At 57.3% G+C, this 19,435-nt stretch carries 21 protein-coding genes; 16 read left to right on the top strand and 5 right to left on the bottom strand.

What is annotated here, in order from left to right:
• Nucleotides 1–227 precede the first annotated feature (227 nt).
• The 13 genes from ACQUQO_RS15135 (at nt 228) to ACQUQO_RS15075 (ending at nt 12,449) form a co-directional block, all read left to right on the top strand.
• Entirely contained in the window at nt 228–728 is a 501-nt protein-coding gene (locus ACQUQO_RS15135) for an AmiS/UreI family transporter (protein ID WP_435079031.1), read from the top strand.
• A 144-nt stretch (nt 729–872) separates the two neighbouring features.
• On the top strand, nt 873–2,144 hold the full coding sequence (gene fmdA / locus ACQUQO_RS15130) for a formamidase (RefSeq protein WP_435079029.1): 1,272 nt from the start codon (nt 873–875) through the stop codon (nt 2,142–2,144).
• A gap of 133 nt (nt 2,145–2,277) precedes the next feature.
• Nucleotides 2,278–3,099, top strand: coding sequence for a creatininase family protein (locus ACQUQO_RS15125; RefSeq protein WP_435079027.1), 822 nt, complete (start codon nt 2,278–2,280; stop codon nt 3,097–3,099).
• Nucleotides 3,100–3,163: 64 nt separating this feature from the next.
• Complete coding sequence (locus ACQUQO_RS15120) at nt 3,164–4,381, top strand: IS701 family transposase (protein ID WP_435079026.1); 1,218 nt, start codon at nt 3,164–3,166, stop codon at nt 4,379–4,381.
• A 218-nt stretch (nt 4,382–4,599) separates the two neighbouring features.
• A complete protein-coding gene (locus tag ACQUQO_RS15115) occupies nt 4,600–4,908 on the top strand; it encodes a toxin-antitoxin system TumE family protein (protein ID WP_435079024.1) in 309 nt (102 codons plus the stop codon).
• Nucleotides 4,886–5,359 carry a transcriptional regulator gene (locus ACQUQO_RS15110; protein WP_435079022.1) on the top strand — a complete coding sequence of 158 codons (474 nt, stop codon included), beginning with the start codon at nt 4,886–4,888 and terminating at the stop codon, nt 5,357–5,359. Before ACQUQO_RS15115 ends, ACQUQO_RS15110 begins: the two co-directional genes overlap by 23 nt.
• Nucleotides 5,360–5,365: 6 nt before the next feature.
• Entirely contained in the window at nt 5,366–5,584 is a 219-nt protein-coding gene (locus ACQUQO_RS15105; RefSeq protein WP_435079020.1) for a hypothetical protein, read from the top strand.
• 49 nt (nt 5,585–5,633) lie between these two features.
• The gene (nucS, locus tag ACQUQO_RS15100) at nt 5,634–6,392 is read left to right on the top strand and encodes an endonuclease NucS (RefSeq protein WP_435079018.1); all 759 of its coding nucleotides are present in this window, start codon (nt 5,634–5,636) and stop codon (nt 6,390–6,392) included.
• Between the two features lie 811 nt (nt 6,393–7,203).
• Entirely contained in the window at nt 7,204–8,001 is a 798-nt protein-coding gene (locus ACQUQO_RS15095) for a helix-hairpin-helix domain-containing protein (RefSeq protein WP_435079016.1), read from the top strand.
• 9 nt (nt 8,002–8,010) lie between these two features.
• Entirely contained in the window at nt 8,011–8,628 is a 618-nt protein-coding gene (locus ACQUQO_RS15090) for a metal-dependent hydrolase (protein ID WP_435079014.1), read from the top strand.
• Nucleotides 8,625–9,596 (top strand): hypothetical protein, encoded by a 972-nt coding sequence (locus ACQUQO_RS15085; RefSeq protein WP_435079012.1) that lies wholly within the window; start codon nt 8,625–8,627, stop codon nt 9,594–9,596. Before ACQUQO_RS15090 ends, ACQUQO_RS15085 begins: the two co-directional genes overlap by 4 nt.
• Entirely contained in the window at nt 9,596–10,756 is a 1,161-nt protein-coding gene (locus tag ACQUQO_RS15080; protein WP_435079011.1) for a DUF7282 domain-containing protein, read from the top strand. The genes ACQUQO_RS15085 and ACQUQO_RS15080 overlap by 1 nt, the downstream gene beginning before the upstream one ends.
• Nucleotides 10,757–10,760: 4 nt before the next feature.
• Nucleotides 10,761–12,449, top strand: coding sequence for a twin-arginine translocation signal domain-containing protein (locus tag ACQUQO_RS15075; RefSeq protein WP_435079009.1), 1,689 nt, complete (start codon nt 10,761–10,763; stop codon nt 12,447–12,449).
• Nucleotides 12,450–12,471: 22 nt separating this feature from the next.
• Here the strand turns inward: ACQUQO_RS15075 and ACQUQO_RS15070 are convergent, their stop codons facing one another.
• The 5 genes from ACQUQO_RS15070 to ACQUQO_RS15050 form a co-directional block, all read right to left on the bottom strand.
• Nucleotides 12,472–12,699, bottom strand: a complete 228-nt coding sequence (locus tag ACQUQO_RS15070; RefSeq protein WP_435079007.1) for a hypothetical protein — start codon at nt 12,697–12,699, stop codon at nt 12,472–12,474.
• Between the two features lie 131 nt (nt 12,700–12,830).
• On the bottom strand, nt 12,831–13,238 hold the full coding sequence (locus tag ACQUQO_RS15065; RefSeq protein WP_435079005.1) for a helix-turn-helix domain-containing protein: 408 nt from the start codon (nt 13,236–13,238) through the stop codon (nt 12,831–12,833).
• Between the two features lie 990 nt (nt 13,239–14,228).
• Nucleotides 14,229–14,618: a hypothetical protein gene (locus tag ACQUQO_RS15060; protein WP_435079003.1), complete on the bottom strand. Its 390-nt coding sequence runs from the start codon at nt 14,616–14,618 to the stop codon at nt 14,229–14,231.
• 398 nt (nt 14,619–15,016) lie between these two features.
• Entirely contained in the window at nt 15,017–15,553 is a 537-nt protein-coding gene (locus tag ACQUQO_RS15055) for an IS630 family transposase (RefSeq protein ID WP_435079002.1), read from the bottom strand.
• Complete coding sequence (locus tag ACQUQO_RS15050; RefSeq protein ID WP_435079001.1) at nt 15,517–16,035, bottom strand: IS630 family transposase; 519 nt, start codon at nt 16,033–16,035, stop codon at nt 15,517–15,519. The genes ACQUQO_RS15055 and ACQUQO_RS15050 overlap by 37 nt, the downstream gene beginning before the upstream one ends.
• A 139-nt stretch (nt 16,036–16,174) precedes the next feature.
• On the opposite strand from ACQUQO_RS15050, the gene ACQUQO_RS15045 reads away from it, so the two are divergent.
• The 3 genes from ACQUQO_RS15045 (at nt 16,175) to ACQUQO_RS15035 (ending at nt 19,434) form a co-directional block, all read left to right on the top strand.
• Nucleotides 16,175–16,690, top strand: coding sequence for a hypothetical protein (locus ACQUQO_RS15045; RefSeq protein ID WP_435078999.1), 516 nt, complete (start codon nt 16,175–16,177; stop codon nt 16,688–16,690).
• Between the two features lie 420 nt (nt 16,691–17,110).
• Nucleotides 17,111–17,635 carry a hypothetical protein gene (locus ACQUQO_RS15040; RefSeq protein WP_435078997.1) on the top strand — a complete coding sequence of 175 codons (525 nt, stop codon included), beginning with the start codon at nt 17,111–17,113 and terminating at the stop codon, nt 17,633–17,635.
• Between the two features lie 170 nt (nt 17,636–17,805).
• Entirely contained in the window at nt 17,806–19,434 is a 1,629-nt protein-coding gene (locus ACQUQO_RS15035; RefSeq protein ID WP_435078995.1) for a hypothetical protein, read from the top strand.
• Nucleotide 19,435 lies beyond the last annotated feature (1 nt).

The raw sequence follows: 19,435 nt of genomic DNA, 5'->3' as shown, positions 1-19,435 counted from the left end.
TCAGCAAGCAGTTCCCCGCAACAACTATACTGACAGCGGTGGTTTACTTAGCCAGCAGAATTTCCATAGGTAAAGACGAATGGACTACAACACGTATCTTAATAATAGAGGTTTTATGAAAAGAAACTGAAGAAACACATAATATGTCTCGGATATACGCCACGGTATGACATTTGAAATCAAAGCACGGGTGAACATATAACATGGCGCTGTATACCGTTCTCGGTATGGGACTGCTCTTCGTTGGCGGCGTTCTCATAGTGAACGGTATCTGGTTGCTCGGTCGTGGTGATGACGCTGATGTCGCTATATTTAACTTCCTTACTGGGATAATCACGTTTCTGATCGTGCTCTGGTGGGGATTCGGCGGAGACGCGTCGGAAGGAACGCCGTTCAATGCGGCGGGAACGATGCTCTTTTCGTTCACGTATCTCTGGCTCGGAGCGAATGCGTACCGGGGAATTGAGGACCAGCGGTCGTTCGGCTGGTACTGTGCCTTTGTCGCTGTCGTAGCGGTGCCGACTGGGTTTCTCGTCTTGCAGACTGGGGATGTCGGACTCGCGATCCTCTGGTGGATCTGGGCCGTGCTCTGGGCCACGTTCTTCGTCCTTCTTGGAATGGAACGCACCGAGTATACCGGATCTATCGGTGGGTTCACGACGGCCGTCGGCGTGGTGACCGGTGTTGCCGGCTACGTGATGGCCGCCGGCTTCTGGCCGTGGGCCTAAAGAATTGCTAGATACTGATCATACTCCATATTCAGGCGACCAGCTCGGGACTGTTCTTGCTGCCGAAATGTCCCATAAATTTCATAAGTGTTAAACCAGTGTGCACAGACACTTCTACGCGGACTTCATTGTCCAAAGATAACAATGCCCGAAGTAAGGTTCGAAGTCGACGTAGACGAACCGCCCGACGAACAGCCCGGAGCCAATCCATTCAATCGGTGGCATCCGGACATTCCTGCAGTTGTCGATGCTGATCCAGGCGAAACCATGCGTCTTGAGGCACTTGACTGGACTGGCGGACAGATTCAGGACAACGATAACGCGGACGAAGTCCGTGACGTAGACCTTACTCAGGTCCATTACCTAGCTGGACCCGTCCACGTAAACGGTGCCGAGCCCGGTGACCTACTGAAAGTCGAATTTCTCGATATGGGGCCACTTAACGAGCGTTCGGAATTCGGCTTTACTGGAACCTTCTCCCAACAGAACGGCGGTGGGTTCCTCACCGATCATTTCCCCGACGCAGCGAAATCGATCTGGGACCTCGACGGCTACACTGTCTCATCTCGACACGTTCCGGATGTCCGCTATCAGGGGAAAATCCATCCGGGATTGGCTGGATGTGCTCCGAGTCAGGAACTCCTCGAAGAGTGGAACGAGCGTGAACAAGGACTGATCGACAAACACGAAGAGAACCCTGAGTCAATTCATAACCATCCGACTGGTGAAGAAGAGCCTCCGGTAGCGAACCCGCCGACGAAAGACGGCGCTCTCATGGGGGAGATGGACTCAGACGAAGCCGAACAGGCCGCAGAGGAAGCAGCCAGAACGGTTCCACCGCGCGAACATGGTGGAAACCACGACATCAAAGACCTCTCGATAGGGTCCACTGTCTACTTCCCAGTCTATGTGGAAGGTGGCAAATTCGGTATCGGAGACTTCCACGCTTCGCAGGGTGATGGCGAAATCACCTTCTGTGGCGCTATCGAGATGGCTGCATACATCGACGTCAAGTTCGGCCTCGTCAAGGAGGGCATGGATAAGCACGGCGTTGATCATCCGATATTCGAACCGGGGAACCGGGGACCCACGTTCGAAGACTACGTCACCTTCTGCGGCTACTCGGTGACAGAGGATGGCGAACAGCATTACATCGACTCGCACGTTGCCTACCGTCGTGCATCGCTCCAAGCGATAGATTATCTAAAGAAATTCGGATATACTGGTCAGCAGGCGCTTCATATCTTAGGAACAGCTCCCATAGAAGGCCGACAGAGCGGGGTCGTCGACGTTCCAAATGCGTGCTCGACGCTCGCGCTCCCGAAAGGAGTGTTTGACTTTGATATCTCTCCAGAGAACTTCGGCGGGCACGAGGACCGTGGCGATATCAGTGTCACGGATAACCCGCTTGGATGATGCTCACCTGACCGAACAAAACGATTTGTGTGTATCTCACCCCTCTTTCTGCTAGATCGACACCCACTTCAAATACTCTGAATCCTACGATAGCTAACACAAATACTATACCCTGTCTTGTTATTGTGTGACTATGGCAACCGATAGAGAACTCGAAGGACTTCGTAGACCGGAGGTTGAGGCCTATCTCGATGAGGCGGATACTCCAACGGCGATAGTCCCAGTCGGGACAACTGAGCAACACGGGCAGCATCTCGCCCTCGGGACTGACGCAATGATACCGGAGGAGATCTGTCGACGGATTGCTGAGGATGTGGACGCACTGATCGCACCTCGGGTGAACTATGGTGCAGCGGACATGCACGCTGGATATCGGGGAATTACCTACCTACGGTATACGACTCTCGCAACGATGTTACGTGATCTTGCTTACTCGCTCTGTGAGAGCGGCTTCACGGATGTCGTTTTCATTTCTGGCCATCTGACAAACGATTACGCTGCCAAGGTTGGCAGCAATCAAGTGTCACACGTCTTGCCTGACGACAAATACGTGTATGCATTCCCGTATTGGGACGCTCTCGATCCAGATGACATGGACGATTACCTCTCATTTGACGCAGGATGGCATGCAAACGTCGGCGAAACCGCGACGATGATGGCCATCGACGAAGACTACGTCGACCTGGATGCAGTCGAAGTTGATGACCCTGAGATGCCGACCGATGTACCGAATCCCGGTGCATTGCTCGATCCCTTATTGATTGGCAAGGGTTCCTTCTATAGAGTGAGCGAATCAGGTACTTGGGGCGACCCCAGCGATGCCACTGCTGAGCAGGGAGAGGAATATTTCGAAGTGATTACTGAAGCCGTAACAGTCCTGATCAACACTTTCCAAGATATACGTGATGACATCTATAAGCGCGATGTGCCATCTGAGGAGGAGCGTTTTTCGTAGTTCACTGAACACCTCGGCTCTGCACGTTTAAGTCAGAACGCGATGTAGGCGGTAGTGACGGCCGATGCTTCCAATTACGGACTTCCTGTCCTGCACCGATCCGTTGGACGAGTTCGATTCCCTCTCATATCACCAGACTCACCACGCCAAAACGTACGTGACAGGTCTTGCTGCTGGCCGCAGCAAGACCGTCACCGGCATCGCACGTGAGGTCCTCCCGGCTCAAGGCGACCGAGCGCTCAACAAATTCATCACCGAGTACGACTGGGACGAAGACCGGCTCAACCACGAACGGTTAGAGGAACTCCAAAAACACGGCGAGACGCGCTGGTCACAGGACGGCTATATCGTCATCGACGACTCGGTGTTCCAGCGAACCGGGAAGGAACTTCCCGGTGCTGGAGAGTTCTACGATCACACCGAGGGTGAACCCGTCTGGGGACAGGACCTCGTCTATGCGTTCTACACTGACGACAAAACCTCCTATCCGCTCGTGTTTCGCCAGTACGAGAAATCCGACAACAAGGACCAGGACGACGAAGACGAGACGAAGTACGACCTCGCCCGTGAGATGATCACGGAACTGGAAGAAGAGGTAGGTGTACCTACGGACACCTACCTCTTCGACTCGTGGTTCGCCCACGACTCGGAGCTGGTCAAGCACGTCGAGTCCTACGGCAAGGACTGGGTTGGGCCGCTGCGGAGCAATCGACAAGTGGCCTACGACAACGAGGAGATGCGCGTCGATGCGCTGGAAGAGCGCATCGACAAGGTGGCGCGGGAGATTAACGAGGAAACGTACAAAATCTGGACGAAGACGCTGCCGGTGTCGAAGTTAGGTGAGATACGATTAGTGATCGCTGAGAAAGTCACTGATGATGACGAAGACAATCCGGTCAAGTATCTTGCAACGAACAAGATAGATGCGCCCTCATCTCACATCATTCAGAGTTATTCCTACAGGTGGCGAATCGAGACGTTCTTCGAGGACTCGAAGCAGGATCTCGGCCTTGGAGACTGCGAGGTGCGTGATTCTGACGGTGCCAGTCGGCACTGGCACCTTCAGATGCTGACCTACAGCCTCCTTCGCCTTGGTCCCGAATCGAGCGTTTCGGAGCGACTCGTCTCGAAAGCCTCGTCGCTCCGAGCACAGCTCGAATACGGCTTCAAAGAGGCCATCTACAACATGTTCTCGTGGGTACGCGACCAGCCAGACTGCAATCTCGATGGACTGATGGAAGAGATCGACCACCTCTTCCTCCATTCAGAAGGGAGTTTATGAACGTGCAGAGGTGAGTGAACACGCAAATACGCCCATCTATAGGAGATAGTTGGTAGAGTCTTCTCGACCAAGGAAAGTGGAACAATCCAAGTAGAGAGTAGTTCTCAAAACTATTCTCACTTTACCAGCCACACTCTTCCGCGACCCATTCTTGGGTAATAGGCTAACACCCTAACGCTTATTGGTGTTAGGACAGTACCCGAACATGGGTCGATCCAATGACCGCAACGCGGATCTACCGGACTGAGGGCGTCAAACCTGACGGCAGCCGTTACGAGGTGGTTGTCTACCGGATTCCGCAAAGCACTGAGTATCCCGAAGGCGAGCGGTACAGCTTTCAGTACATGGCCGCGGACGGTTCGACCCTGCTTCGGTACGACAACTACGTCGAAAAAGACGTCGGACGACACCACCGCCACGCACCCGACGGGAGTATCACTCCAATCGACTACGAGGGCTACAAATCCCACATTCGGAAATTCAGACAGGAGGTTGACCAAATCCATGCCCAACAACAAACCGACTGACGACGACCCGAACCACGCTCACGAGCACGCACCACACCCTGAAACAGCCGACTATCCCGATCTGCTGTTGATCACGGCTGATCCGTCAGATGTCGCGCTAGAGCGCGAACTTGAGCTTGCCGACCAATTCGAGAATGGGGAGGAGACGCCGCACCTGCTCAACTTCGAGAACCCGACCGACCTCCGGAAGCTGCTGACCGAGCGGCGCTTGGAAATTCTCCGAAGTATCAACGCGACCCCGCCAACGAGCATTCGTGACCTTGCCGACCGGCTCGAACGCGCCGCGAGTGATGTCCACGAAGACGTGCATCTGCTCGCTGATTACAACATCGTCTACTTTGAGCAGGAAGGACGCGCACGCGCACCATACATCCCCTACGAGCGCGTGAAAGTCGAAATCGACATGCTGGGCTCAGGTACTGAGACCGATCCAGCGGTTGCATCCGGGTGAAGACGCATGACCGACGACGCCCACCATCCTACCGACGAGGACCGTTCGACCGACCATCAGCAGGCGGTCGAAGCCTGCCAGCACGCCGCTGACGCGCTTTCCAATGGCGACCTCTCCCGTGGCCGCTCGTTGCTCGATGAAGCGCGAGCGGCCGTCGAGCGCGCCCAGCACGACGCTATCGTTACGCAGGAGCAGCGCGATACAGCCTACGACTGCTACGAGTAAATCCAAAGAGCGCCATAACCGATACCCATACCGACACCAACTCTCGACTATGCTCGTCTCATCACTAACTCAGCCGGCAGTTGAAGACGCGCTCGATCTCCTCACTACTGGCTTCGAGAGCGGCGGGATGCTCACGCTTGTTGGCGAGTGCGAAGTCGAGTACGATGGCCGCGCGTCGAGCCATCTCCCTCCGGGTGAACGATTAGTGATTCTCAAACCCGATGGTACGCTATTGGTCCACCGAGACGAACGGCGCAAGCCCATCAACTGGCAGCCGCCCGGTTCGACTCATAACGCGCACGTCGACGGCAACCACCTCATCGTCGAGAGTGTCCGCACCTCACCCCACGAGGAGATCAAAATCACCTTCGAGACGCTCGGACAGGCTTCACTACTAGAACTAGATGATACATCGGGCCTCGCACTCGAAGGCAGTGAAGAAGATCTCCGCCAGCGGATTCTCGAAAACCCAGACATTCTCGAAGAAGGATTCCAAGCCATGATGACTGAGCGCGAGACCTCTGCCGGCGCAGTCGATATCTATGGCGAAGACGCCAATGGGACGCCAACCATCGTTGAACTCAAACGTCGGCGGGTCGGTCCAGATGCAGTCGGCCAACTGAATCGCTATGTCGCCGCACTCGAACGCAACCGTCCGGGCAGAACTATCCGCGGTATCTTAGTCGCTCCCTCGGTAACTGACCGGGCCGAGGAACTACTGGCAACCGAAGACTTGGAGTACATCTCGCTCACCGCAGAAGAATCAGAGCCATCCCAACCAATGCGGCTCACTGATTACGACGAGTGAGGGCTCTCGATTCGCCTATCTGGATCGTCGGGCGGATAGACCGAGTTTAGATCGCCACGTGGCGACCCGGAGGAAATCGCAAGACTGCGCGGTAGTCTTTAAGTTCAGCCGAGGGGCTGTGAACTGGGTAGCTTTAAACATCGTATCGGGATGAGAATGAGCCGACCACTCACTCGCCCGCCTACATATGCTCGGCAATCGCCCTCCCCCCGAAACTGGCCGATGGACCGTACTCTTCCTGATAATATTGCTCGCACTCACCGTTGGCACAGTCGTAAGTACGCTGCCAGTCACCGCCCAATCTGGGAATGCAAGCGAGTCTACTGCCTCAACGGAGACTGCAACGAATACCACACCGAGTGCTCAGACGGCCACAAATAGAACGAGCGCGAACAGCACGGCCAGCCCGACCTCAACGCCATCATCCAGCAGTTTCGAGTCGCCGTATGCCGATATAAGACCCGACTCTGCGCCCGCTCAATCAGGATCGCCGACCGCTACGCCAACAGCGACACCGACATCAGCCGCGACGAGCACACCTACACCGGATCGCTCGCAGCCGCCGAACGAGACGGCGAACGCATCGGTCGGCGGGGGTCCGAGCGGTGGCGAACCCGGCGGGTCCGAGAGTGGCGTATCTGCTAGTGAGAGCGGCGGTATCGGTGGCATTGCCGGCCTCTCGCCGATGATGCTGCTCTTAGGAGGAGTGATGGCCGTGCTGGCTGTTGCAGAGATGATTGTGGTTGGAGGGTCGCCATCCCGGTGGTTCCAATCCCCGGTATTCTCAGGGAGTCTCCCGTTGCTTTCAGCGATGGTCTCTCGCGACCAATTGGAGCAACGCGAGGAAGATGATGCTGTCGAGAGCGCCGACATTCATGATGAGAACGGAGGCCAGCCTTCGCTCACAGCTATACAGCAAGTAGGTAACGACCGTGCCAGCACGCTCCGCGAAGCAGGCTTCGAGTCCGTCAAGGACGTGGCGACGGCCAGCCAGAACGCGCTGACAGAGGCCGAGGGAATCGGCGGTGCGCGGGGCGAAGCGATTGCTGAGAGCGCAAATGGTCTGCTCGATGGCGAATCAAGCGGGACGGTGGACGACGCGCCAGCAGATGTCGCCGAGGACGGTGATACCCATGTCGGAGCCGGTGAAGTCGCCAGCGAGACAGACCGTGAAAGCGATGGAGAACAGGCGAGCGTCGTAGCGAATGCGCGCGCATCACTCGCTGAAATTGCCCGCCGAGTGTACGGCCACACGCGAATGCTGTTCGACCGTCGGGCACTCGACCCCCGCGCCTACGGCGCGACGGACGATTGGACCGCGCTCACTTTCGACTGTTCGGACCTCGACGCCGACAGCGACCCAGTGCGCGAGCTCCTAGAGGAGACCGTGTATATCGGAGAGGTGCCAGTCGAGATCACCGGAAAGGCCACCGACCGGCTGGAACGGCGTCTCTCAGCCGAGTCGAGCGTGCGCGTCCCACGCGAGGGTATCGAACAGGTCGAACGAGCAGCCCAAGACGACAACCCGGAAGCGAAACGTACGGTGACGTTACTTCGCCGAGCGCTTCGCGCCGAGGAAGAGCGAGCTATCCGGGGGAGTGGTGGGTGAGCGACCAGAATGCACCGAGCAGGACATACCGGTGTCTGGATGCTCTTGTACGCACCAGTCGCGTTCACGCTGCTTTCAGAAGGCCGGCCCGAAGTCGCGGTGCTCGGAGCGGCTATCGTGTACGTTGTCGAGCAGATACCCGACTCCGACCAGTTCATCCCGTTTTTGAAACACCGAGGATTCAGCCATACAGTCGCGTTTGCAGTGCTTGTAGGGCTGACTCTCGGTGTTCTCGGGCTGTTCATCGGGGAACGCGCATTCCTCACCGTCGGCAATTGGATAACGGCACAGGGGTTCGACAGCGTAGGCAGCGCGGTCATCGAGGCGGAAACGGCGGTCAACGAACGCGAGCTTGCGGGTATTGGATTCGGGATGGGAGTGTTCGGCGTCCTCGCTCATCTCGCAGGCGACGTGGTGACGACAATGGGGATACAGCCGTTCTGGCCGGTGTCCTCGTGGAGAATTTCGCTGAGTCCACTGAAGGCACGGAATCCGGCTGCGAACGAAATGATGTTTGTTCTCGGCGTCGGCGCGCTTGCCGGGGCGATATGGTCCGGTTTCGGTCTACCATTACCGATAGATGGCACGGTCGAGTCGCTGTTTCGAGAGGTGCTACGTGAACTATGAGTGAGCAATCACAGACAGGACGAGTCACGCGACGGCAGGTGCTTCGCTACGGAGGAATCGCAGCCGGAACAGCAAGCGCACTCGCGGGCTGTTCAGCGTTGAACTCCAATTCAGGCCCCTTCGAGTCGGTCGAGGTCCAGCCGGCCCGAGTGGTAGTGACGCTCACCGACAGCACCGATGTCGATACTGTACGTTTGCGTCCACCGGAGAACGGGAATCCACTCAATCCCACCTCAATCGACTCCGACCAGACTTCGGTGACGTTGGCGCTAATCCGCAACGCAGGGGGAAGCGGCAACCCGGCTGCCACACTCAAAACGCCGCCAGCAGGCGTCTATACGGTGGAAGCGGTGAGTGGTGGGGAAGTAGTCGCCGAACAGCAGACCGACCGGCTCACCTCGAATCCACAAATCACAGCCGTCACGGCTCAGACGGAGAGCGATTCCGGGCAAGCAACGGGGAAAGTGCAGTTCACGCTGACGGCAAGCGGTGTGCTACCGTCGAAGCTCACCCGGCTCTCGCTCACAGGTGTCCCGAACCCGCTCGATGCCGACCTCGCCTCGATGTCGCTCACCGGCAGTCCAATCAGCCGGCAATCACAGACCGGCCAATCCCAAAACGCGAGGTTGTTGGTCTATCCGACGCTCGATAATCAATTCCTCATCGACGCGCCGCCGCTGCAACTCTCGGTCGATAGCTACCAGAAATACGTGAACATGGATACCGAGTACCCGCAACTACCGGAGCCATGCAAGACGCGGCAGTGGTCGGGCGAACTCAGCGTCACGACGGGGCGCGGGACGTTGACCGCCCCGCTCACCTATTCGTTCGGCGGTGAAACGCGCGAGGCCGGGAGCGGGCTATCCGGTGGCGGATATATGTGCTCCAATGCGTCGGTGAGTGCCAATCTCAACGCTTCTAACGCGAGTGCGTCCGGTGCAAACGCCAGCGGAAACAATTCAACCTAATGACGTGTAGCACTCGCCGCCGAATCGCTGCCATCGGGGGACTCATCATGATGCTCGCAGTCGTGTTCGCAGCGCCGGGAGTAGCTGCTACCGGTGGGGATGCTCCGCCGGCTGAGTTAGGAACCCAGCCCGGACAGACGCAATCCGGGGCGAACACCACCCAGTCGAATGCCAGCAATGCGACGGTCGAGTTCTCGAATCAGACAACGAACGGTTCGACGGTAACGGTACAATCGGTGACGCTCTCACAACCGGGTTTCGTTGCTCTCCATACCAGTTCATACGCCGATGGGCTTGTCGGGGCCAATGAGTCGGTGATTGCTGTCTCGCAGCGTCTCTCTGCTGGTACACACCGTAACGTGACGATCACCGTCTCGCACGCCCCGCCGGGGAACGCTCCGGGCTTGAATCGGTCGCAATTGAACGAGACAAGCACGCTCGTCGCAACCATATATGGAGACATAAATGGAAACAAGCGGCTGGATTCCGTACAGTCATTCGGGGAGAAGGATACGCTCGTTACGAACAACAGCAGCGTCGTCCGCGATGCAGCGCGCGTGCGTGTTCCGTCGCCACCGCGCCGAACTGCCTCGGTCGCTTTCCACAATCAAACGCTCCAGAACGATACGCTCACCGTGGCGAAAGCGCGGCTTCCACGCGGTGGATTTCTCATCGCGCACAACGAGAGCTATCAGCGGAGCGGTGACGCGGTGGCGAGTGCGGTCGCCATCTCGCGGTATCTCCCGCCGGGGAACTACTCGAATGTCACCCTGAGCGTGAGCCAGGGAGCGTTGGACGAGTCACAGACCGTTACCGTCCGCCCGTCGCTCGACACAAATGATAACCAGCAGTACGATTTCGTCCGCTCGGATGGCTTTCAGGATGTCGCCTACGAGAATCGGACGGGCAATCAGTCGGTGGTCGTCACTGAGACAGCACAGGTCGATATTCTCTCCCCCGAGACGACGGTCTCCCGAACCCAATCCGAGGCGGCAGCCTCGCAAACCCAATCCCCTACGCAAGCAGCGTCAACCCCAGCCGCAGCCAGCGGCGGTACGGATGGTTCGAGTGGCCTGCTCGACTCGCTCGGCCTCCAAGAGATAGTAGGCATCCTCGTGCTGCTCGTCGGGGCCTTCCTCATTGTGCGAGCAATCCGCTAGTATCATGTCTTCTGATAGTACCTCTTTCTCACGCCGGCAGTTTCTCGCTGGGTGTGGGGCGGCTGGAGCAGCCGCCGTCGGTGCGCCTCTCGCCAGCGCAGCGCAGCAAGAACCCGAGCGGCCTGAACTCTCGCCCCCAACCCCAGCGCTCGCAGCCGGCGGGCAGGTTTCGCTGGAGGGCCAGCAAGCGCTCGCTGCGGTTGACCGGCGCTTTCAGCAGCAGCGGCCGCGGATGCAGCGCACGGTCAGCGCCGTCGACGACCTCGGTCTCGATCCCTCCGGCGAGACACCCATCAACGGCAATTTCGGCTCGGCGCTGTCGGGGATGTCGAACACGCGGATTACGTTTCCGAGTGATGGCACGTTTGCTCTCTCGGGGCATGTCACAGCGATACCCGAGGGACCGGTCGAACTCATCGGCAACGGCTGTTCGTTCGTGATTCCCGCCGGAACGGAGATGAAAAGCCTCACGCTCGTTCTGCCGGGTGGCAGTCTCGTCCACGATATCACCATCGACCAAAGTGCGAAAGGCGCACTCCAAGAGTTGAGCATTCAGTCCGACGGCGTCGTGCGCGCCGACAACGTGACGATCAAAGGCTACGCACCGGCAAAGCCCAGTGATTCGGACCAGGGCGGCGTGGACGCGATGTTCTCACCCATCGCCCGGACCAGCGAGGCGGTCATCCGAGCGACGAACTTCACGGCCGTTGGTGGGACCGCTGCCGGCACGCACAACGAGGGTGATTTGCCGCCGGACTCGCCGGAGAATACGCTCGGCTCGCCGATGGGTATCTGGGTCGGACAGGCTAACGAAGGCACGATTCAACTGTCTAACCCGAAGCTTCGGGGCTGGTCGAACGGCATCTACGGCGGGCGGACGCCCGGCATAGTCGAGATGTATGCTGGGCTACTCGTTAACAATTTCAATTCACAAGCGAGACTCGGTGGTGGCTCGGTTATCGACGGCGTGTCGATGCTGCTCGATGACCGCCAGTGGTCGGATAAGGGACCGTTCAAAATCGGCCATCAGGGCGTTTACGCCGTGCGTGTTGATGCGAAGAAGGGCAATCAGACCGACCCGATAACGTTCAAGAACTGCAAGGTCGTGGCGAAGTCGATGCGCGAAGGGGCGGCGTTGTTTGACTGGGAATCCGAGAGTGGGCCGGGAATCATCCGCAACTGCCATATCACGAATCATCTCGACAGGCCTGTGGTTCTCGGTGAATCGCCGTCGGCTCCTGCGGCGACGAACATCCTCGTTGACCAGAGTCTCATCGACGGGAGTTCGTCAGCGGCCGTCATGGAGATACAAGGCCGCCCGCAGTCGAAGATTCAGCAAACATGCATCAAACTCCCGAATGCGGGACCAGACGACATTCAGGGAGCGACAGTCGGCAGCGGCGTGAGCTTTGGCAAGCAGTGTAAGAGTGGGAGCGGCCTGAGCAATCCGAAGAAGGTGGGCAGCGGCGGGAATATCAGTTCATTGCCTGCGCCGACCGGAAATTCTAGCGGTTCGGTCACGTCGGGGGCAACGCAGACCCCGCCGCGAGCACGAGCGCGAGGGGCTGGCAGCGGGAATTTCTTCGCGGCGCTGTTTGGCGGATTCTTCGGCGGTATCGGTCTGCTGCTCATGATGATGGTACTGGTGCCAGTTGGATTCATAGCGCTTCTCTGGCAACTTCTCAGCAGTTGAGCCAAGCGCTATATTGTCGGTTCTAACCCCAGAGAACGTTGCGGTAGAACCAGACGGCCAAACTAAACAGCAGGAATAGCAACAGGACATAGACAGCTGCTCCGAGCACAATCGGTGCTCCGAAAAGGCCGTAGATGATATATCCAACCGACCAGAACCAGTCCATGAACGGCTCTCGAAAGCCATAATAGCCGATCAAAAGCACAGCGAGACCAACATAGCCGATGAACTCAAACGTGCTCTTTTTCATGCAAGATGTCAGTCTCTTTTTCGAGCGGTAGCCAGCCCTCGCTTAACAGATTTGTCCCGGTGCAAACGCTGGTCGGTGATTATTCGGCGGTATCGGCCTACTCCGATAATGAGGCTAATGGTGTCCTCGTATCACCCATTGCAGGCTGCTTCGAGGCTGTCTAACTCGTCGCGCATCTGTCTCACCCACTCCTCGAACTCATCGCGGATAATCTGTACGGCATCCTCAATGGGGACAGATGCAAACATGTACTCCTTTCCGCCGTGGTCAGGGACACGTCGCCGCCGAGTGGCGAGGCCGATTTCATATAGGCCGTCAAGACCTTCGTACACATTGCTCGGATGTCGGTCGAGACGTTCTGCGAGTTCCTGAGCGGTGGTTTCTCCGTGGTTGTGGAGCGCACGGTAGGCGCGCGCTTCATGTCGAGTAACACCGAACACATGGCTGAGAACCGCTTCATTCTGGAGGTCATCATCACTGAGGAACGCCTGAAATCGGTCGATTTGTGTCGGACCCGAGGTGGCGGCCGTTTCGCACATACCCTACCTTTTCTTGCGGCACCATGAAATGAATCAGCCCTATTTCTTTTAATTGATATTTGAGCGGCGATTCGGCCGCTTGCTTGCGCTGTCACGAAATATGCCGGGTTCTGGCTCGATTTGTCAACTAAAACCAACCGGCCTGTGTGTTTCCATGTCTTGCGAACGTTACTATGTATGGCGAGCGCCCACCGTGCTAGACAGCCAGAGGACGACACCGCTTTTCACCGGAGGAGAGTTCGTCCGCAAGATCGGTCTCTCGATACTGAAGCAGGTAGTTCCCCCGAAAGAGACAATCACGAGAATGAAAGCCCTCCGCCAGCGCGCGTACTGCCAGCAGGCGGAACGTACACAGCGAGACAGCCGCGCCCACATATCGACGCACCGGGTGAACTGGCTGTCAGGATGTTCCTCGTACCGAAGTCACTCAGCAAGGCTCATCGGTGTTGCCACCGCCCACCGAGAAACCCGGACAGCGGGAAAGAGACTCTATGCAATCAAGACGGCGAATATGCCGAGTGGACGCTAGCGGAGGTCGAAACTCATCGGAAAGTGAGGCTGTGCAAGATATGCTTCACGACAGGGTTCGAGGACACCCTAACGCCGGAGGGGGTCTATGCAGAATCAGAAACATCGACGAAGATGTGTCCGTATTGTGCTCAGACTATCCCTTCGGACCAACATGCAGCGCACACGAAGATGTGCGCGGAACTGGAGAAAGAAGTAGGGCTAGTTTGAAGATTACCAATCACACTCCCGGACTGTCCGTGGCTGTTCTATAGCGATTCGTGAAACTGTTCACACTTTCGACTGTAGCAGATTCTTGACCGACTGAAATCGGCGTGACCGACTTAGAGCGTATATCTCGTCCCGGATCTCTGAGGCTATCTTTTGCCCTCATATCGATCCTCGTGATTCTTGTCCTGTCACGTCTTCGACCCTATCAGGCTGAGCAGGGTCCTGTACCGCATCCGGCACCGAGATTGATTCTCAATGTAGAAACAACCCACGGACAAAGAACACATACGCTTCAGTGACAGCGGCCACAATACCTGCAACGACGAATCCACGAAGACCAATAGCGACAAGCATGGTCGCAACAGTCCCAACCATTCCCATCCACGCCCACCGCTGGAGACGAATGAACCCCCGTCCGATACCAACGAGCACAGCCCCCAGTACGCCGACAGTCACTAACACGAACACCCCACCAGCAGTGAAATAGAGTATCCATCCCGACAAGAGAGTGCTAGCGGCACCAACAAGGATAGCTATCACACCAAGAACCAACACACCGAGCGGTGCATCGGGTGCCCTCGGTTGTTGCGCCTTATACTGAGTCTCGGTATCCAGCGGGGTGAGGATATCCCGACCAGCCATTAAGATAAAAAAAAAAATTCTGCCATGGTAAATGGTTTGTGCTATCTCACACCAACGACCATCTGGCAAGGGTGCGCCGGGTGACCACCGCCTATGAATTGGCGAACCTGTGGCAGAGACACTAAAGAAATGATCTGATCCCTATCCTGTATGCAGTCATGTGGCCATTTACGGCTGCAAACAGGGTACGCGCTTTGTATAGTAAGTCGGTGGTGAATTGCCGAGTGGCCCACTACAGGGTAAGGTACTGTCCCTCATCAATCAACAGAGAGTATTTCGAGAGGTCAATTTCTTTTAGAAGGTTGTATCGTCAGTGAATATTGCCTAGGAAGTCATATCCACTCGCACCTGCTTTGCTCGACATCGCTTGATCTGAGACGATACAAGACTCATAGGGATCAGCAGAGATACTCATAGATTTGCGGTGAGGTGAGCGTCGGGAGTTTTGCGGTGAGATACGCTTTCAGTTCGGAAAGTTCTCGATAGAGTCGATTGGCTCGCCCGTCGTTGAGTTGCCGCCAGCACTGTTCGAGCGGGTTCATTTCCGGGGCGTACGCCGGCAGATATTCAAGAAGCAGGCCATCTTTGGCGGCCTGCTTCTTGAGAGTCTTGGCGATGAAATACGGCGCGTTGTCCAGAACTATCACGAGTTTCTTGCCGAACTCCTGCTGGAGCGCTCGCAGAAAGTGTGCTGCGACCTTCCCCGTAAACCGTCCTTCGACAAATGAGATGAAGCGGTCACCGTCGTCGGTGACCGCGCCCAGCAGGTTGATCGACTTCCGCCCGCCCGAGACCGGCAGTCTCGGGCGGGAGTTCACCGGGAACCAGCTTCGTTTTTGCTCAGTTTTGACGACCTGCGTGTTCTGGTCGATCACGACGATCCGGTAGCCTGCTGCCTTCAGCGTCGGCCACTTTTTTTGAACTCTGCACGCCACTCGCGCTGTTCGGAAGGATCGGCCTTGTAGTGGCGCGGGCGGGCTGTCTGGTAAGACAGCCCCGCCCGCTTCATCACGCGATACATGTGCGCGAGCGAGTACTCAACGTCGAAGGTCTCGGCGATGTGGTCACGGACGAGTTCTTTCGTCCACGTCGGTTCATTGTAACCAGCTTCGGACGGCGACGCGGCCAGCGTCGCCGTCAGTTGCTTCCATTGTCGGTCGGTAAGTCTGGTGGCACTCCCGCCGCGTGGACGGTCGCCGAGCGCGGTAACGTCGCGCTCGGCGACATCATCGAGCCAGTCGTAGATCGTCTGTTCGTGGATGCCGAGTAACCGCTGGATCTTCGCCGGTGAGTCTCCATCCAGATACAGCAACGCAACTGTGATCCGTTTGATCGCCTTCGGGTCGATTTCTCGTCGCAGTTGCTCGCGCAACTGCTCCTCATCGACGCCATCTAACTTACCGCCCCAGGAAGTCATACCAGAGAATACGCGCTGCTGAGATATGAACTAGACTGCTGATCCCTATCACTCGTCCACCGAATCTCTGATGGCAATGATTGAGGATGTCGTGTCCGAGTGAATAGTAGTATATGTCTATAGGCTTGCTTGACTGACCATGAGGGATATTCCCCCATCAGCTACGTGGGAGCGGCTGCAAAGAGAAGACAGGGTGTCACCTGTTGTACGATTAGGGATATATGGGATTCTCGCAGCCGCTGCCATCCTATTTGCTTCGGCGCTCTTGGTGGCTTTTTCTGGCTCCGCCATCACTGATCAAAGCTTGATACAGGATCAGAAATACGCTGCGAACGAATCTGACAACGGTCCTGTCGTCGCGTTCCAGTCAAGAAAAACTCGTGTGGTGATATCTGCTGTTCTCTCAAATCCTACAAATTGCTCCAAACCGGTTATTCAGACGACCGAATATGGTGCCGACGAACGGGCTTTATACATCAAACTTGGTCAAAAATATCAAAATGATGCTCCTAGTACTTGCTCCAGTGACACCCAGAAAGGTGTCTACAGGGCCACAATCGATTTCAACGACAATGAGATGCCTGAAACCGTCAGGGTCGAGATAAGAGGTTCTATCACGACTTTCCGAATGGAGAGAGATGACGATGTTCGGTGACGAGGCGTGGGCAGGATGAGCATGAGCGTGAAGTCAGTAGAATGCGTTTCTCACGCAACTCACACGGTTATCCGCCGAGAAGAGCGCTATCCTGATTTGTACATCAGATCTCGCCAATGAGCGCGGACGATGTGCGAGATACGCGCCCTGTATCTCGCACGCTGTATCTCTCAACTGCTGGGAAGGACTCGCGCAAAACTATGGATTGCTCCAATAATCGCTATCACAGCACGCCCGACGCTTCTCCCACTATATGAACAGCAGCCAGCGGTACTCAAATCGCAAGACTGTGTGTAGATCTTTAAGTTCAATCGAGGGGCTGTGAACTGGATAGCTTTCAATACGGTATCGACACGACAAGTGATTATCCCCAGGAGAACGGCGCACTCCGTCGTTCCTGTCGGGAACCACCAACGAACCATGACGACCACAGAACGACTCAGCGGGCTGATCCCGTCCTTCAACCGTATCGGCGGACGACTAGCACGGTACGCTCAGAGTGCCGTCATCGCCACATGGGTTGCGGTCCTCACGATGGCGTCGCCTGCGGCCGCCCAAGGACTCTGTTCAGTGCCGGGCGCGAGCGGGCCGCTCTCGCTCGGCTTCGGTGTGCTCGTGTCGGTCATCGCCCTTATCGCCATCTTCAAATTCGGTGGCTCATTCCTCAAAGCCATCACCGGGGGCGGACGCGGAAATGCGAAACTCCGCCTCGGAGCAATCGCCGCCGTCGTCGGACTGTTCTTTGCTGTTGGTGCAGACAGCATCGTTCCGTGGGTGATGACCCAACTCGGCGGCGGTCCCGGGTCGGTTGACCTCGCCTGTATGATGGGCGGTGGTGGCGGCGGTGGCAGCTCTAGCGGGTTCCTGCTGCTGGCCGCTGTCCCCTCTCCGCTTGCCCGCCGACTGCGCCGCCGTCTCTCGGAGGAGGAGGAACCCCACAACTAACGGTTACACTGAGAGCTATGCCCCGCTGACGCAATCGGTCAACGCCTGAACCTCCATATTGCACCCTCATGAGCCACGACTGTCACCCCACACGAAGCCGCCCGCTCGCCTTAGCGGCCGTCGCACTCGTTTGCCTCACTCTGGTAGCGAGTGTAGCCGGCGTCGGCGTAGTGGCCGGACAAGCACAGAACGGAACGAACACGACTGTCGGCACCGCCACTCCTGCGTCCAGTACAGGAAGCGCCGGGAATACGTCAGCACTCGTTCAGAACGGTTCCGGCGGTGGAACCGGGACAGGCGGGGCCGCAGCGAACCAGTCGGGCGGGTCCGGGTCTGCGAACGGAACAACCGGCTCCAGCGGCTCTAGCGGTGGCGGAGCGAGAGGCAATACGGGTGCTCTCCTAGATGGCAACACGACATGGGGCGAGTACGCGAACAGCAGCCGCGCCAGCGGAGCGAATGGCTCTGGGAATGCAAGCGGCAACGCCAGCGCTAATCAGAGTAGCAACGGAAGCGGCGGAGGCGGCGTTCTCGGAACGGTTGGGAGCATCGCTGGCGGAGCGTATGATCTCACCGCTGGCGTCGGCGATTTCCTCACGGGCGGGACTGACGAGTGGTTTGGGAAGACCGTCTCTGGGTTCTTCAACGGCGCTCGGTCGTTCTTCGGCTGGATGTTCGGCTTCTTCATCGAGCAGGGAGCCGGCATCATCGAGAATACGATTGATAAAGCAGTCAGGGCGTTCTCGATGACGCCCCACCCGAACAACGTCGGGAACTTCTACCAGAATCCCTCAAACGCCCCGTGGGGGACGGTGTATGATACGTTCCAGCAGACGGGCCTCCCGCTCGCACGGCTCATGTGGCTGGCTAGTCTCGCCTATCTGATGATTGCCGGCAATCAGTTCGGTGCCGGTACGATGTCCTACGCGAAAGAAAAGCAGGCGTGGGTTGGTCTCGCCATTTCGGTGTTTTTCGTCTCGGATGCTGGCTGGACGCTCACTAATCTCGTTCCCCACGTCGCGGATGTGTTCACCCAGTCGTTCACGCAAGACGTTACGACGACCTCGGTGATGGATAGCATGGCGAAGGGAATGGTCGTGCTGTTCGTGCTGCTGCTGATTTACTTTGAGTTGTCCGCCGTCGTCTTGCTGATGGCGGTCGCAGCGTTCAGACTCCTCGTTATCGTTGGATTTGCGCCGTTCATTCCCGCACTCGTTGTAGCGATGTATAGCCCGTTCGGGCTACTCTCGTTCATTGCGAAGGCGGGCATCCACCTCTGGCTCGTATTATTAGTGGCGGCAATACCATCGACGCTGCTGCTCGACGCAACATTCTCGATGGCGCAATTGGCCGCAGGCGGGAATTTCGACCTGCTGGGAACGGTCATGGTCATCCCGCTTATCGTCGGTGGGTTGCTCGCATCGGCACTCATGCCATTCCTGCTGTGGAAAGCGTCGAGCAGCCTTGGATCGGCACTTGGCGTCAATATGCCCGGTTCGGAGAGCGGTGGGCGAGTGCGTCAGAAAATGAGCGAGTACCAGCAGAAAGCCGCCCGTCCCAATCGTTTCCAGCGCGGACTGCGCCGGAAAGACCCAGTAACCGACGGCGGAACCGGCGCACATCGGGCTGGCAGGGCGACGCGCGACGCTCCACGGAACGCGAAACAGACAGCAGAGTCGGCGGGGTCGAAAGCGCGGAATGCACCCAGCGAAGCGAAAGACCGAGCAGCCAACATGAAAAGCAAGCTCTCGCGGTGGTCGTCGCAGTCTAACGGTATCCCCGACGAAGGAGAACTCTAAC

Source organism: Halococcus sp. AFM35 (assembly GCF_051195015.1).
Taxonomy (GTDB): domain Archaea; phylum Halobacteriota; class Halobacteria; order Halobacteriales; family Halococcaceae; genus Halococcus.
The sequence above is the reverse complement of the archived record's forward strand: the minus strand, read 5'-3'. Positions and strand labels throughout refer to the sequence as shown.